The sequence below is a fragment of the Coleofasciculus sp. LEGE 07092 genome (assembly GCF_015207375.1).
Classification (GTDB): Bacteria; Cyanobacteriota; Cyanobacteriia; order Cyanobacteriales; family Coleofasciculaceae; genus LEGE-07092.
Genome location: NZ_JADEWY010000139.1, coordinates 1 through 16,097, shown reverse-complemented (window position 1 = coordinate 16,097; position 16,097 = coordinate 1). Strand labels below are relative to the sequence as shown.

Sequence of the window (16,097 nt, the reverse complement as noted above, 5' to 3'; positions counted from 1 at the left end):
GAGCTGGGGCGCAGGGGAAGAGAGGAGCAGGGGCGCAGGGGAGAAGCTTTCTTACATATTGAAGGGAGTGGGGATTTACCGCCTGCTTTAATTCAAGACGTTGCAACTCTGGCGCGGGAGTTGGAAAACCGCTATCACGGCATTCCCCAAGATATTGAATGGAGTTATGACGGGCAGCAGTTGTGGTTGCTGCAAGCGCGACCGATTACTACCCTACTACCGATTTGGACGCGCAAGATTGCCGCAGAAGTGATTCCGGGACTAATTCGACCCCTAACGTGGTCGATTAACCGTCCCTTAACCTGTGGGGTTTGGGGAGAAATTTTTACACTGGTTTTAGGGAAACGGGCGGAGGGATTGGATTTTAATGAAACGGCAACCCTGCATTACTCTCGCGCCTATTTTAACGCCACTCTATTGGGTAATATTTTCCGACGTATGGGTCTACCGCCGGAAAGTCTGGAATTTTTGACTAGGGGTGCTAAATTTAGCAAACCACCGATGCGTTCAACCTTGAGCAACGTGCCAGGGTTACTGCGCCTGCTGGGTCGGGAATGGAGTTTAGATAAAGATTTTGAGTCTGATTATCAAAAGGAATTTGCCCCTACCCTCGCTCAACTCAAAGCACAACCCGCCTCGGAACTGTCTCCACCCGCTATCCTGGAACGCATTGATTTAATTTTGGAGGTGTTGAAACGAGCGACTTATTACAGTATTCTCGCACCCTTGAGTCTGTCGCTGCGGCAAGGGATATTACGGGTTAAGGATAAGGAACTCGATAGCAGTCAGACGCCAGAGATTGCCAGTTTGCGATCGCTTGCTCAATTAGCAGCCGATGCTCATCATTTATTATCTACCGAGCAAGTGGCTTGTGAACATCAAGCGTCTCTGTTTGCCACCTTAGCGGAAATTCCCGATGGTCGCACTGTGTTGGAACAGTTCGACCAGTTTATGGAAAGCTATGGTTATCTGAGTGATGTGGCAACGGATATTGCTGTTCCGACTTGGAAAGAAGACCCCCGACCCCCACGGCAGTTGTTTGCTCAGTTTTTGTGCGACCCGCCACCCGCATCTGCACCCCCCAAACGACAGCGTTGGAAAGCAGAAATAGTACAGGCACGATTAAATCTGAAAGGTCGAGTGACTGAGGTTTATTCTCAGCTATTAGCCGAACTACGTTGGAGTTTTGTAGCACTAGAAACCCAATGGCTAGAAGCGGGTTTACTTGGGCAAGAGGGAGATATCTTTTTCTTAGGATTTTCTGAGATTCAGCGCTTAGTGGCAAAAAGCGATCGCACCTTGAAAGAGAATTTAGAGCAACGGGTGCAACAGAAGCAATTACAACTGGAAGAACACAGTCAGTTAACGAATATACCCGCCCTCGTCTATGGTAATCCTCCACCTGCATCTTTCACTATGCAAATGCGATCGCAACCTTCCGGGCGACGGTTCCAAGGAATTGGTGCTAGTTCTGGACAGGTTGAAGGGTGGGTGCGGGTTTTGCAGAACTTACAAGCAGTTCCAGAGATTGACCGACAGACTATTTTAGTTGTCCCCTACACTGATTCGGGTTGGGCACCGTTATTGGCGCGTGCTGGGGGTTTAATTGCGGAAGTGGGGGGGCGTCTTTCTCACGGTGCTATTGTGGCGCGTGAATATGGCATTCCGGCAGTGATGGATATTCATAATGCAACTCAGGTGTTGCAAAATGGTCAGCGGGTACGGATTGATGGGCAGTTGGGGGTTGTGGAGGTATTGGATTAGGGTAGAGCTGGCAGTAGGGTGAGTGGATTTTTTTAACGCAGAGGTACGCAGAGGGTTTCGCAGAGGGTTTCGCAGAGGTTAGTTACTCCACCAACCCGTCCCTTTTATCGGTATTGCGGCACAGGGGCTTGGTACAATAAACGTTAAGAAAGATTGACGCCAGTAGTCAAGTAGGTGTAATGGTTTTTAATTGGTTCCGCCGCCAGAAAAGCAATCCTAGCGCCGCGTCTGGGGAAGAAACTCCCTCCCCAACTCCCCAAGCTGAACAAGAAGAAAAAGTAACGGAGCAGCCAGCCGAGGAGCAGTCACAGACGGTTGCTGATGATTATCTGAGCTGGGCAAAAACTGCCTATAAAAACATTCAGAAACAGCAGTCATCCCCAGAAGTCCAGCCAACGGCAACAGAACCGACTGAAATCCCAGCAGTAGAAGAATCCCAAGCAGAGGAATCAGAAGCGCCAGCCGCCACAACAACGACTGAGCCAGAAGCCGTCCCCATCCCTGAAGCCTCAGAATCTCCAGAGCTACTAGTCCTTACAGAAACCACCGAAGTTGCTACCGAAGAAGAAGCTGTTCTCGTGGAGCCTGCTCTTACTCAATCTGAAGCTGAAACCACGGCTGTGGAACCAGCAGATCCAGAACTGACGGAAGAGGCACCAATTACATCTGAACCTGAAGCTGTAACTCCAGAAGCTCCCATAGAACCAGCAGTTGCAACCGAAACAGCAGCTCCAGAAGCTCCCATAGAAGCACCAGTTGCAACCGAAACAGCAGCTCCAGAAGCTCCCATAGAAGCACCAGTTGCAACCGAAACAGCAGCTCCAGAAGCTCCCATAGAACCAGCAGTCTCTGAAGAACCGACTGCCCCTGTACCTATCTGGGCGCGTCAAGCGGATCGGGAGGAACGACTCAAACGCCTAGAAGCCACGGCTATCGAAACGCCGGAGCCGGAACCGATAAAGGTAGCTGCGCAACTGGAGGAATCAGTAGCAGAAGCGGGAGTGGGTGGTGTTGCCTTTGATGAGGAGTTTGTCTGGTCTGCTCAAGTCTTGGCGGCTCAGGGACGCACCCCTGAAGATGTTTCTGTTGAAGAAATTAGTTGGCTCAAGCGGCTGCGCCAGGGATTGGGTAAAACTCGTCGCAGCTTGATCAATCAACTTAAGGCGATTGTCGGTCAAGGTCCGCTAAATCAAGACGCGGTAATGGAGATTGAGGCGCTGCTATTGCAGGCTGATGTAGGCGTCGATGCCACGGATTACATTATCAGTACCCTGCAAGCCAAGCTGCGAGAGGAAGTGCTACCACCCGAACAAGCGATCGCTTACCTGAAAAAAATCTTGCGAGATTTGCTAGATAAACCCTACACCGAATCCTACAGCACCACCTTTGTCCCCGAAAAAGACACCCTCAATATCTGGTTGATGACTGGCGTCAATGGGGTCGGTAAAACCACGACAATTGGCAAGATTGCTCACCTGGCAAATAAATCAGACTACCGTTGTTTAATAGGGGCAGCAGATACCTTTCGAGCCGCTGCCGTAGAACAGGTGAAGGTTTGGGGAGAACGCAGTGGTACGGAAGTGATTGCCAATCCTGGTAAAAATACCGATCCGGCAGCGGTGGTATTTGATGCGATTACAGCAGCGCAAGCGCGAAATGCTGAATTACTCTTGGTAGATACAGCCGGTCGCCTGCAAAATAAGAAAAACTTGATGGAGGAATTGGCGAAAATTCGCCGGATTATTGATAAAAAAGCTCCCGATGCTAAGGTCGAATCTCTACTGGTACTTGATGCCACCCTTGGTCAAAATGGCTTGCGTCAGGCAGAGGTTTTCTCAGAAGCGGCAAAACTTAGTGGCGTTGTCTTAACAAAACTAGATGGAACAGCGAAGGGCGGCGTTGCTCTAGCCGTGGTACAACAGTTGGGTTTACCGATTCGCTTTATTGGCGCGGGTGAAGGAATTGAAGATTTGCGTCCCTTCTCTAGCTACGAGTTTGTTGAAGCCTTGTTGAGTGGCTGATTGGGAAGATGACCCTGCCCGATTGATGAGAATATTGGAAAAATGTCTAACCATCCGGCTGTTTAGATAAAAAATGTTGCAGCTCATTGATCCCGTTGCTGAGGTGTTATACCAATTGGCTTTTCCAATGGCACATCTGGAACCCCCCCAGCCCCCCGATGTTTTGGGGGGAGCAAGAGAGAATATGTGCCAAATTCAAACCCATTTGGTATTACTCTTCTCCCTTAGCTCCCCAACTCCCCTGCTCACCATTGGGTTTGTTGCAGCAAAAATCATCGGGTAATTGTGACTCGCCAAATTTGCGAACTGCTTCAACGTAGAGGGATAGTGCTAAATCTCGGATGATTGCCTCATCACGAAAGCGATCGCCAAAATTCTTCTGAGCTGTCTCAATGCAAATAATCATCAAGTCTGCTGAGTACTCGATCTGTTGAGCGATCGCTTATTTTTGATCGGGTGTCCACTGCTGTGAGGTTGATGGTGTTGTCGGAGTTGTGTCTAGAGATTCCTCACGTCGCGGGGAGGAGACTCCTTCCAACCTTCCCCTTCTGCCTCCTGCCTTGGAGAAGGCTCTCGTTTTGCAGCCATAACCCTTAAAATAGCTTGCTTCATAGGAAAAATGCAAGGGGTAGAAACATCAGGCAGTCAATGTTAAACTCACCCAATTTTTAGACTAAACATGGCGAAAAAAGTCAATCTTTCTATCGATATATAAATTGCCGATTTAGAGAGAAAGAATCAAAATATGCTAAAAATACCCTCCGGGGGTATTGCATTTTTTTACAAAAACTTGTGTGATTAAATTTTGTATGCTAACGAAGTAAAGCGTTCACAACTGTGATGAGGAAACCGCTATTAATTTTGGCGAGTCTGACGTTTCTGGCTCCTGGGATACTGTTGGGCTGTTCCGAGAATGGAGTGCAGACTGAGACTCAGGCAGGAGCTCCGGCAGCACAAGAAACCCAAACTCAGGCTCAAGGTGGGGAGGGAACGCTCCAGCTTGTTGCTAATGGTGAAGACTTCGTGCGGCAGGGTTTTGTCACCAAAGACGGCTGGCAAATTGACTTTGAACACGTTTACGTTACCCTAGATGATGTCACCGCCTATCAAACTGATCCCCCATTCGACCCCGATAAGTCGGGTGAGCTGAAGGCAACTGAAAAACTTACCCTTCTCGACGAACCAAAAACAGTAGATTTAGCGGCGGGGGATGGAGATGCAGCCCCCATCACCGTGACATCGCAACCAGCCCCAATGGGAACCTATAATGCCCTGTCTTGGAATTTAGTTGAGGCAAATCAAGGTTCAGTCGAAGGTTCCACTATCCTTCTCGAAGGGACTGCCGAAAAAGAAGGTCGCATTATCAACTTTACAATCAGCTTTGATAAACCTTTGGAATATACCTGCGGACAGTATGTCGGCGAAGAACGTAAAGGTATTCTCAAAAATACAGACCAGACTGAAATCGAGACAACCTTCCACTTCGACCACATTTTTGGTGATGCCAATGCCCCAGAAGACGACGCCCTGAATCAAGATGCCATTGGCTTCGAGCCATTTGCTGCCCTGGCGCAGGAGGGAACTCTAAAAGCGGATAGGGCAATGCTGAAACAGGAACTTCCTAGTGAAGATTATCAAAAGCTGGAAGAAGCGATCGCAGGTTTAGGTCATGTTGGCGAAGGTCACTGCCGCATTGAAGGAGCTACCGCTCAAGGGAGTGAACCTCCTTCTCCTGAATAACTAAAGATTTTTTTCCTTTCTTCGTAGTCCTCATCAATAGTAGGGTGGTCATCGCTCACCTGCCCTTGATGCTGAGGCAACCCAAACAAGTCAAGGAAAAATACTGTTGGCAAGATTAACAAAGATGATCGTGAAGTTTAAGTTTTTTCTTCCCCTATTGTTTCTTTCCGTTATCGGTTGGTCAGCCAAGGCATCTGCCCACGGTACAGATATTGAGTATCAGAAGGTTCAAGCCGTTCAAATTGATGCGATTTATGCTGGGGGTCAACCCATGGGTAATGCCCAAGTGACCGTGTACGCCCCCGATGACCCGTCTACGCCCTGGACAACTGGAATTACTGACGAAGAAGGGCAATTTACCTTCGTGCCAGACCCCTCCCAGCCAGGAGATTGGGAAGTTAAAGTCCGTCAAGCGGGTCACGGTGACCTTATTACTGTTCCCGTCGGTGACAGTACCCAAGCGGCTATTGCTACACAAGAAGGAGGTGGAAACAGCGAAGGGCTGAGTTGGCTCGATTATTCGCAGGATAGCACCCTAGTCCAAAAAGCATTATTATCAGCGGCTGGTGGTTGGGGATTTTTCGGAACGGCGCTATTCTTTGCCCGTCGGAGGAAGACGGCTTAAATAATGCACATCCCCGACGGTTTTATCAATCCAAGTGTTTGTGTTGCCGGATACGCTGTTACGGGCGGCATGACTTGGTACTGCCTGCACAAAATTAATAAGGATAAAAATCCCCAGGCGAAGATTCCCAAAGCAGCGCTTCTCACCGTCGCTTTTTTTGTCGTCAACTTAATTAATATCCCCATACCGCCTTCAAGCCTTCATTTTGTCCTCAATGGGCTGATGGGAGTTGTCTTGGGATATTATGCTTTTCCAGCGATTTTGATTGCGCTGTTTTTCCAGGGGGTGATGTTTCAGCATGGGGGAATATCGACCTTAGGGGTGAATGGGATAATTATGGGCTTTCCCGCACTGCTTGCCTATTACATCTTTAGATTGCGATATCAAGTCAAGATTGAGGAGCCAAAGCGGACGAAAATCTTTGCTTTCCTTGCGGGTGCGGGTGGCGTAATGATTGCGGCGACAATTTTTTCGGTTGTAGTGATTACTACCATTCCCGGTGATATTAATGCCGAGATGGAACGGAATGCCATATATGCTGCCCTTGCCGTTTATACAATTCCAGCAGTACTAGAGGGAATCTTTACCATGATGTTGGTTTCTTTTTTGGATCGAGTCAAGCCGGAGCTTTTGGAAAACAGATGAAGCTAGGACTCGATCGCTACGCAAAAATTAATTCACCCATCCATCGCTGGGAACAACGCTCGAAGTTGGTGGCACTTGTTTCCTTAATTTTTGCTATTGCCTTCGTCAATCAATTGATTTTGCTCCCAGCAGTCATTGGGGTGACTATGGTGCTTTATGGGTTATCCAAACTGCCCCTTTCTTTTCTGCTGACACGGATGCGCTACCCTGGCTTATTTATTTTGGCGGTAGTGTTACTGGTGCTGTTTGCTTCGTCTGGGGGGGCGGTTCTGTTTAGCCTTGGACCGTTGGCGGTGACTCAAGAGGGTGTTGAGTCAGTCTTATTAATTGCCACGCGCTTTCTGTGCATCCTGACGGTAAGTTTGATTTTGTTTGGCACTGCACCTTTTTTAACCACTATTAAGGCAATGCGATCGCTGCATCTGCCGGATGTCATTGTCGATATGATGCTGCTGTCTTACCGTTACCTCGAAGAGTTTGGCGAAACCCGGATGCGGATGCAACGGGCGATGCGGATGCGGGGGTTTGAGAGCGATCGCTTTAGTGTTCGCAATCTGAACCTTTGGGCTGGCTTGGCGGGTAGCTTGCTAATTCGCAGTTATGATCGCTCGGAGCGAGTTTATCAGGCAATGCGGTTGCGGGGTTATGGGAGCCGAAAAAGCAGCATCGGTAGTAATCGTCAGGAGTTTGCTGCCGATATTAGTGAAGCCAATAAAACCAGCAAAATTGCTTTTTGGCTTACCCTCTTTGTCGCCACAGTCTTAGTAGCGGCAGAAATTTTCTTTTAAGCGTTTGAATACCTGAAGTGTGAAGGGTTTATTGATTGGTGATGACACAGCTAACGAAAGAATTCAACCAAAAAAAAATAGAGGAAGCCGCACTTTCAATTTCAGGGCTAACTTTTGCTTATCCCAAACAAGGGGAAATTTTGAAAAACCTGAACCTGAGAATTCACTCAGGAGAACGGGTAGGTTTGATTGGTGCTAACGGGAGTGGGAAGACAACCCTATTTTTATTAGTTTGTGGAATTCTAACACCAATTTCAGGGAAAATTCAGTTATTTGATAAGCCTGTGGAAACGGGAGCATTTCGTTCGGAAATGGGCTTAGTGTTTCAGAACCCAGACGACCAATTATTTACGACTTCCGTGCGAGATGATGTTGCTTTTGGTCCTGAAAATATGAATCTTGATGCTGAAGAGGTGGAAAACCGCGTCCGTAAAGCTTTATCGGTGACTGGGGTAGAAGAACTAATTGATCGGGTTCCTCAAAATCTGTCTGGGGGTGAGAAGTGCATGGTGGCGATCGCATCTGTTCTGGCAATGCAACCTCAGATAATATTGTACGATGAGCCGACAGCTAACCTGGACTTGCGGGCACGTCGTCGCCTGATTCGGTTTTTGCAGAACTCTCAGGAAACTTATATAATTTCAACCCATGACTTAGAAATGATTCTGGAAGTATGCGATCGCGTTTTGCTTTTAGATGAAGGACAGATTATCGCGGATGGCAACCCCCGCGAAGTCATGGGTGACAAGCAACTGATGGAAGCTCATGGTTTAGAAAAGCCTCACTCGCTGACTCCTCATCGGTAAATCCAGGAGTTGAGTCTTTTTTTTCCTGAACTCCTGACCGAAAAACAGGGGGAGTTTGAGGGGGTGAAAAGCAAGCCCCTATCATTAGGGTACGGGGATAAGTTTCACCCCCTCAAATCAACAATTGAGGGGCAGCGAATCAAATCCATGAGTATCAGATTTCCTAAGATTACCAGGGACTCCCTACTAAAGTAAAGGCACTCCAATAATAAGGATGAGTTAGTTCTTTATCTCCCAATTCCACTAACTCTGGGGGTAAAGAAATCCTCAAATTAGGCGTCACTAACTCCCCATTTTCTAGTTTAACTTCACCTCGAATTAAAGCTAATTGAGCTTGTCGCAGGGCTTCAGCTTTGATGGGGGCTTGTTTCAATTGCTCGTAAAACTGAGTCATGAATCCCAGCGTCCCCTCATCACTGACATACCATAAACTTCCCATAGCTGATTTTACCCCAGCTTGTACGGCTAATCCGGTAAATCCTAACTCGGCTTCTTCATCCCCCAAAGCCGTGCGACAAGCACTCAAAACCATGAGTTCTACAGGTGGGTTATTTAATCCCAGTTCCCGTAGTTGATTGAGTTGTAGTTTTGTATCCCAAAATTGGATATAGGAGTTTTCGGGTTTACCGGGTTTAAATTCGCCGTGAGTGGCTAAATGGAGGATACCAAAAGGTTGGTTAGTACGGGCAGTTTTCAGGTTTTCTGGGGTAAAGGAAGAGTTGAGGAAGGACTTACCTTGCCATAATTGAGTGGTGAGGGTTTCTAATTCGGTTGGGACTGCGGGTAAGGGGTTTTGGTCAGTAAATTGGGAGGCTCCCATTGCCAAAACTTGTAGGTTAGAGATATCGACATAGCGCGTATCGGTGAGGGAAAGGCTGGGCATGAAGCCAATGCTGTAGCGTTCTATGATAAACCCAGTGCCATCGTGGAGGGCGGCAATGGGGAGCGATCGCAATCCCTGATCCATAATGAATGCTAGGTTATTAATTTGTCGGGTTTGTAATTCGGCTTCCAGGGGAGCAATTAACCACTGATAAAGTTGCTGTGCTGCGGGGAGATAGGGGCGAGGAATTCGGGTATCAGTGATAGCACGGCGGAATTGTTCAGCCGTTTGGTAAACTTTTTCTCGTGTAGCTCCGGGTACAGGATAGCGAATAGGTTGTCCGTCGGCAGTAACGAGGATAAGTTCGAGTTGGTCAGTATCTTGTGGAGGCTGGCTGGTGGATGGGATAGGTTCTTGCTCGGAGGACAAGCCAAAGGAATTGAATTGCCAGAGGTTTTCTTGGGGTTTAGGGGTATCTTCAGGTTGGGATTTTGAGTTATTGGTTGGGGTTTGAGGGGGAGCAGTGGTTGGCACAAAAACGGCATAAATTAGGGCGGGTTTGACGCCAGTAGCTTGTTCGATTTTTTGTAGGGTTGCTTGGGCTTGTGCCAGAGTGATAATTGGGGTATCACTTAGTCCCCAATACTCTTCATATTGATTGGTAAAGGACTCTTCGATTTGGGCAGTTGGATTGAAAATTGGAGAGTTATCGATCGCAATCTCTTCTGTGATATCTTCAGAGTCGCCAGTTTTCGAGCAGAATGGGGGACAGATACCCGTAATGGTAGCGGTGATGATACGAATATTGCCAAGGGTGAAACTACCAGGGAAGGATTGAAATGGGGAGATGGTAAATTCACCACTACTGATAGCACCGGTTGTGCCATTTGTTGTTGAATTTCCCACGTCAAAGGGAGTGCCACGAAATCCACCTCCGTGCCGAATAGTAATATCTCCCCCCTCTATTCCACCAGCCGTGGAGATACTAGTAAGAATGCCATTTCGGTCAGTAAATGCGCCTGTGACTCGGAAAAATTGTTCGGTGGTGATGTCAACCTCTCCACCGATGTTACTACCTTGGGCGTTGATATGAGTGACTTGAATATCGCCACTGGGATCTAAGGTGACATTACCGCCATCCCCAGAACTTCCACTGGTATTAATTTCACCTGTGGTAATAGCACGTTCGGCTTGAATTAAAATATCACCGCCGCTAGTTCCAGAAGTACTGAGATTTCCGGTAGAAACCGTTCCGTTATCGCTAGTTAAGGTAATTGCCCGACTGGGGTTAATAATATCGCCTGTGCGGATATCTTGGTTGGCGAGTAATGTTAGGGTAGCGTTGTCCTCTCCGAATAACGTTCCGCCCGTGTGGTTAATCGAATTGGCTTGTAAGGTAACGGGGTCATTAAATATGGCATCACCCGTCAAGGTTATTGCACCCGTTTTATTGTCGCGTCCGATAATAAGTTGAGTAAATCCGTTTTGTAAACGATTGAGTTCGCTACTATCTAGATTCAAGCGAGTATCATTAATCGTGTTGCCAATCGTAATCCCTAAATTAGGGTCAAGGGGTTGTACTTGGAGGATGCCATTCCCTCGGATTTCCGTGGTTTCAAGGAAGCTAATTTCATTAGCCGTGAGGGTGATAGTGCCAGTACCGTTAATTACAGCGCTATCTTCTTGAATTTCAATACCAGAGTTTCCTTCTCCAGTACCATCACCACCCGTACCAATCAGGTTGAGATTTCCATTAACTGAAGAGACACTCGAACCCGCATCTTGCATTATTATCCCACGATTAAAATCCGTTCCCCTTCCACCTGTACCTGTCAGGGTGATATTGCCAGTTGCGGAGGATGTCACCACACTACCCTCGACAATCGAAATACCATCGTTAAATTCTCCCGTTCCCGTACCGCCGCCATTACCGGTCAAACTAATCGTTCCATTAACTGAAGAAACAATCGAATTCACATCTTGCATTTTTATCCCATCATTACCATTCGTTCCGCTTCCGCCTGTACCTGTCAGGGTAATATTTCCATTCTCGGAGGATGTCACCACACTACCATCCACAATAGAAATACCATCATTGAATTCTCCCGTTCCCGCACCACCATTACCTGTCAAGTTAATCGTTCCATTAACTGAAAAGACACCCGAACCCCCATCTTGCATTTTTATCCCATCATTACCATTCGTCCCAATTCCACCTGTACCTATTAGGGTGATATTTCCATTCTCGGAGGATGTCACCGTACTACCCTCGACAATAGAAATACCATCGTTGAATTCTCCTGTTCCCTCACCACCATTACCTGTCAAGTTAATTGTTCCATTTACGGAAGAAACAGTCGAACCCGCATCTTGCATTTTTATCCCATCATTACCATTCGTTCCGCTTCCGCCTGTACCTGTCAGGGTGATATTTCCATTCTCGGAGGATGTCACCACACTACCCTCGACAATAGAAATACCATCGTTAAATTCTCCCGTTCCCGCACCGCCATTACCCGTCAAGCTAATCGTTCCATTCACTGAAGAGATACGGGAGTTTAAATTACTAATACTAATTCCGTCATTATCATTTGTCCCGTTTCCACCAATGCCAATTAGGGTAATACTTCCTATCTCGGATTCCACTACAGCGCCATCTTGGATTTGAATACCAGTGTGTCCTCCTCCAATACCATTCCCACCAGTACCAGTTAAATTTATGTTGCCATTAGCTGATTTAATAGTACCGCTTGTATTAATTAATAGTCCATAATTTTCAGTTGTACCATTCCCACCTGTACCCGTGAGGATAATATTTCCACTTCCAGTCGATTCAACCACACCACCGTCTTCCACCACAATGCCACGGTTGATCCTTCCAGTCGTCGAATTACTTCCAGTACCTATCAAAGTTATATCTCCATTCTCCGAAGACACTTTGGAATCAAATATAACTTGTATTCCATCATTAGCGCTGGTTCCGCCATCTCCGGCAATTCCTGTCAAGGTAATGGTTCCATTGCCCCTACTTTCTACAACGCTGTTAATAGCAATTGAAATACCATTTCGATCTATGTCACCCCTAGTTCCCGTACCTGTAATCGAAATATTGCCAGTCCCCGAATTTATAGTTGCCCCATTGATTATATCGACCTCACCAACATCTAAATTGGCAAAGGTTCCATGGTCAATTGTCACATTCCCCCCATTGGTTAAAATCTGCGAACCAGCGTTCATCAGAAACTGAGCATTTCCCGGATCACGCGAGTTGGCAATGGCATTTTCGTTATTAATCAGCGCACTAAAATTGCCACCGCCGAGTTCAATCGTGGCATTGAGGATAATACTACGTCCAGCTTGAAGTTCTAAATCATTAATACTGCCAGAAATAATATCCTCATCAACAGTAATATCGTTATTCGCTTGCAGAGTTACAGTACCCGTTAAGCCAGTAATCTGATCCGCATCAAATGTGACATCTTCACCTGGATTTTCCCCGAAGGCATCATTGAGGGCTACATTATCTATGCCTCCATCAGCAATCGTGATATTTTTGGGATCAAACAGAATATTTCCTGACGTACCATTCGCTGCCCCCACATCAGCAACACCTCGGAAAACTAGGTTTTCTTTCCCCGATATTTCCACAAACCCGCCATTACCAGAATTTTCGCCACCACGGGCGCTAATCGTACCGTAAGCGCGAGTTATTTGATCTGCCCAAGCAATGATCCGTCCCCCATCACCATCAGTTAAGGCATCAGCATGAATAGTCGAATCTTCGCTAACAAACGTGATATCAGCATTGGGAATTATCCCTTCACCCTGATAATCTCCTCCAATCAGCACAGTACCACCGCCATTTGTACCAGACGCATCAATATTGGCAGCAAAAAGTCCAACTTTATTACCAATTACATTCACTTCACCGCCAGTTTTGGGAATGGGGTGTGGGGAAGAAGTAGAGACATCAATCGTACCAGAGACAATCGCTACTCCCGTCTCATTCGGTACAATTACCCCAGAGTCTGTTAGCTGAACCTCTCCGGCTGGAGTAACCTCAACTCCTGTCTCCAGATTCTCCTGGGAACCCGTCAACAACTCGGCTAAATTCCCAGGAGTAATCGGCAGCACTAGCCCCGCACTATCTCTTGGGGGTTCAATCTCTAAACGTAGTAATTGCCCTTCTTGAGAAATCTCGACTCGGTTAGAACCAGGCACTGCCGCTATAGTAATCGTGCCGTCTGGTGCGGTGAGTGTCCCTGTATTAATTACACTGCCAGCGAATAAGTTTAAACTGTTACCCTCTGAAACGGCTAAATCGCCAGCATTGATAATACTCCCCGGTTGCGCTAAATCAAAGGCAAATTGACTAGGATTACCAACTAACTGCTGATAATCATTGGCACCGAAAGCATTAAACCACTTATTATCGCCAAAACCAATACCCGTAGCTGTCGTAGCGGTAAAGTCTGCTGGGACATTTAAACTGGCATTTTGCCCAAAAACAATCCCTGCCGGATTCATCAAGTATAAATTCGGGTTCCCTCCCGTTACCTGAATCAATCCATTAATAATCGAGGGATTACCCCCAACCACTCGCCCTAAAATATTTTGGATTTGGGGATGGGAGATAAAGTTAGCGATTTGGTTTTCCGAGAGTCCAAATTGCTCAAAACTCTGGAAGAGGTTCTCACCATCTCCAGAGAGAGTACCCCCCTGTATATTGAACTGGTTCCCCTGCTGGTCAATAATTGTTCCAATGGCATCATTGGCAGAGGTGATAGGTTCGGCGATGGTTGGAGAACCTGGAATCAGTGCGGCAATGGTACAAAGAGTAGTTTGAGTGAGGGAAGTAATAATTGATACCCAACTCAAGCGCCATCGGTCAGATGTCATGGGCTTAATCCCTGAGCAGATGCGCTAAATTCTACCCTAGTGTTTCTGTTTTTTTTCTTCGCGTAAGAAAACTATAAAAAATAAATTACCCCGTAGGACAGGCAAGAAGCCTGTCAAGAGCATCAAAGGCAGGCTAAATCCTGAACAGCCCAAAACTCACCGGAGCCATTGTTAAAGATTGCCCCGCCTGAATCTGTTGAGGAAGGGTAGCTCCCGAACCCAACCATTCCTGATCAGCAGAATCGAGAATATTTTGCCAATTGCCTTGAGGAATTTGGGGTGAAACGGTGACAGGTTCTTTTGCAAAATTCATCATATAAAACACTTGGCTGTCTTCAGCCGTGCGATGAACCATTAAAACCTTTTCGTTGGGCAAGCTAGATACATTCAAAGCTTGCTTATTTAAACTAGCTAATGCCGGGATTTCTTTCCGTAGCTGAATTAACCGTTTGTACCAGCGTCGCAAAACCTGATGATTGCCTTGCTCAGACTCCTGCCATCGCAACTTAGACTCCATAAAAACCTCCATCCCTTGGGGATCTGGCACTTCTTGCTGCCACCCAAAAGCTTCAAACTCCCTCGCTCTCCCTTTACGAACTCCTTCAATTAAATCAGGGTCGCCGTGACTAACAAAATATTGAAACGGTGCTTCTTCCCCATATTCTTCCCCCATAAATAGCAACGGGACGTAAGGAGAAAGTAACACTGCACCCGCCGCTAATTTCAACCCCTCAAAGTCAATCAGTGTTGATAATCGATCGCCTGCTAAACGATTGCCAATTTGATCGTGATTCTGCGCAAAAATCACGAATTGTTCACCAGGACGGTCTTTAGACGAGTTACCATGATTACGCTGGCGGTAGTGCGAGTACTGCCCACTGTAAACATAACCTTCTCGAAACGCTTTTTCTAAATGCTCAATGCTGCCGAAATCCAGGTAATATCCCGATTCTTCCCCCGTCAGCAGAGTATGTAATGCATGATGGAAGTCATCACTCCATTGAGAATGAATCCCAAACCCTCCTAATTCTGGGGGTCGAATCACTCGCACGTCATTCAAGTCACTTTCAGCAATCAAATAGCGTTGACTGGAAGCCGTTTCATTAAACGTATCCACCGCCTCGGCTAACTCTTGTAACAAAGGTTTTGCGCTTTGGTCATAAATGGCATGGACTGCATCCAAGCGCAACCCGTCAATATGATACTCGTCTAACCAATACAGGACGTTCTGGATAAAGAAATTGCGAACCTCATTACTGTAGGCATCATCCAGATTAATGGCACTACCCCAAAGCGTATGATATCGATCTGTAAAATAGGGTCCGTAGTCCCATAGATAATTTCCTTCAGGTCCCAAATGGTTATAAACCACATCTAGAATGACCGCGATTCCCGCTTGGTGAGCGGCATCCACCAGTTTTTTTAACCCCTCTACTCCCCCATAGGAGTGCTGGACGCCAAACAGATAAACGCCATCATACCCCCAGTTGCGATCGCCCGGAAATTGAGCAACGGGCATAATTTCAATGGCATTCACCCCCAAATCCTGAAGGTAACTGAGGCGAGGAATCATCGCTTCAAAGGTTCCCTCTGGGGTAAACGTCCCGACGTGCAGTTCGTAAATAATCAGTTCTGACAAGGGAATCCCCTGCCAGGATGCATCATTCCACGAAAATTGGCGTGCCACCACCTGAGAAGGTCCATGGACTCCTTGCGGTTGACAGCTAGAGACAGGATCAGGACGGTCAGTAGACCCATCAAGCTGGTAGAAGTATAAAGCACCCGGTTCTACTGCCGCCGTTCCCTGCCAGTATCCCCATTCATCTTTTTCTAGGGGAATAAGTTGCTCTTGGGGCGCGGTAATATGTACGGCTATTTTTTCCCGCAAGGGTGCCCAAACCGTAAATTGACACTTGCCATCACCCAGATAGTGGCTACCGATTTTCATAGTATTTCTCCGTAAAAGTGAGCTGGAATGGGAGGGAG

10 protein-coding genes are annotated in these 16,097 nt (G+C 47.0%); 7 read left to right on the top strand and 3 right to left on the bottom strand.

Annotated elements, in window-relative coordinates; genetic code table 11:
• A partial coding sequence (locus tag IQ257_RS24850) for a PEP-utilizing enzyme (RefSeq protein WP_265586114.1) occupies nucleotides 1-1,764 on the top strand: 1,764 nt, incomplete at its 5' end.
• A gap of 179 nt (nucleotides 1,765-1,943) precedes the next feature.
• Entirely contained in the window at nucleotides 1,944-3,785 is a 1,842-nt protein-coding gene (gene ftsY, locus IQ257_RS24845) for a signal recognition particle-docking protein FtsY (protein WP_193878858.1), read from the top strand.
• A gap of 211 nt (nucleotides 3,786-3,996) precedes the next feature.
• Here ftsY and IQ257_RS24840 read toward each other — a convergent pair whose 3' ends face one another.
• On the bottom strand, nucleotides 3,997-4,191 hold the full coding sequence (locus tag IQ257_RS24840) for a hypothetical protein (RefSeq protein WP_193878856.1): 195 nt from the start codon (nucleotides 4,189-4,191) through the stop codon (nucleotides 3,997-3,999).
• A gap of 434 nt (nucleotides 4,192-4,625) precedes the next feature.
• On the opposite strand from IQ257_RS24840, the gene IQ257_RS24835 reads away from it, so the two are divergent.
• The 5 genes from IQ257_RS24835 to IQ257_RS24815 all read left to right on the top strand — a co-directional run bounded on the left by IQ257_RS24835 (nucleotide 4,626) and on the right by IQ257_RS24815 (nucleotide 8,389).
• A complete protein-coding gene (locus IQ257_RS24835; protein ID WP_193878860.1) occupies nucleotides 4,626-5,525 on the top strand; it encodes a DUF4382 domain-containing protein in 900 nt (299 codons plus the stop codon).
• A gap of 124 nt (nucleotides 5,526-5,649) precedes the next feature.
• Nucleotides 5,650-6,150 (top strand): carboxypeptidase-like regulatory domain-containing protein, encoded by a 501-nt coding sequence (locus tag IQ257_RS24830; protein WP_193878854.1) that lies wholly within the window; start codon nucleotides 5,650-5,652, stop codon nucleotides 6,148-6,150.
• A 3-nt stretch (nucleotides 6,151-6,153) separates the two neighbouring features.
• Nucleotides 6,154-6,795, top strand: a complete 642-nt coding sequence (gene cbiM, locus IQ257_RS24825) for a cobalt transporter CbiM (RefSeq protein WP_193878852.1) — start codon at nucleotides 6,154-6,156, stop codon at nucleotides 6,793-6,795.
• Entirely contained in the window at nucleotides 6,792-7,583 is a 792-nt protein-coding gene (gene cbiQ, locus IQ257_RS24820) for a cobalt ECF transporter T component CbiQ (RefSeq protein ID WP_193878850.1), read from the top strand. The genes cbiM and cbiQ overlap by 4 nt, the downstream gene beginning before the upstream one ends.
• Before the next feature lie 41 nt (nucleotides 7,584-7,624).
• Nucleotides 7,625-8,389, top strand: coding sequence for an energy-coupling factor ABC transporter ATP-binding protein (locus IQ257_RS24815; RefSeq protein WP_193878848.1), 765 nt, complete (start codon nucleotides 7,625-7,627; stop codon nucleotides 8,387-8,389).
• 169 nt (nucleotides 8,390-8,558) lie between these two features.
• Here the strand turns inward: IQ257_RS24815 and IQ257_RS24810 are convergent, their stop codons facing one another.
• A complete protein-coding gene (locus tag IQ257_RS24810) occupies nucleotides 8,559-14,111 on the bottom strand; it encodes a CHAT domain-containing protein (protein ID WP_193878846.1) in 5,553 nt (1,850 codons plus the stop codon).
• A 133-nt stretch (nucleotides 14,112-14,244) separates the two neighbouring features.
• Complete coding sequence (gene treZ, locus IQ257_RS24805) at nucleotides 14,245-16,059, bottom strand: malto-oligosyltrehalose trehalohydrolase (RefSeq protein ID WP_193878844.1); 1,815 nt, start codon at nucleotides 16,057-16,059, stop codon at nucleotides 14,245-14,247.
• Nucleotides 16,060-16,097: the final 38 nt, after the last annotated feature.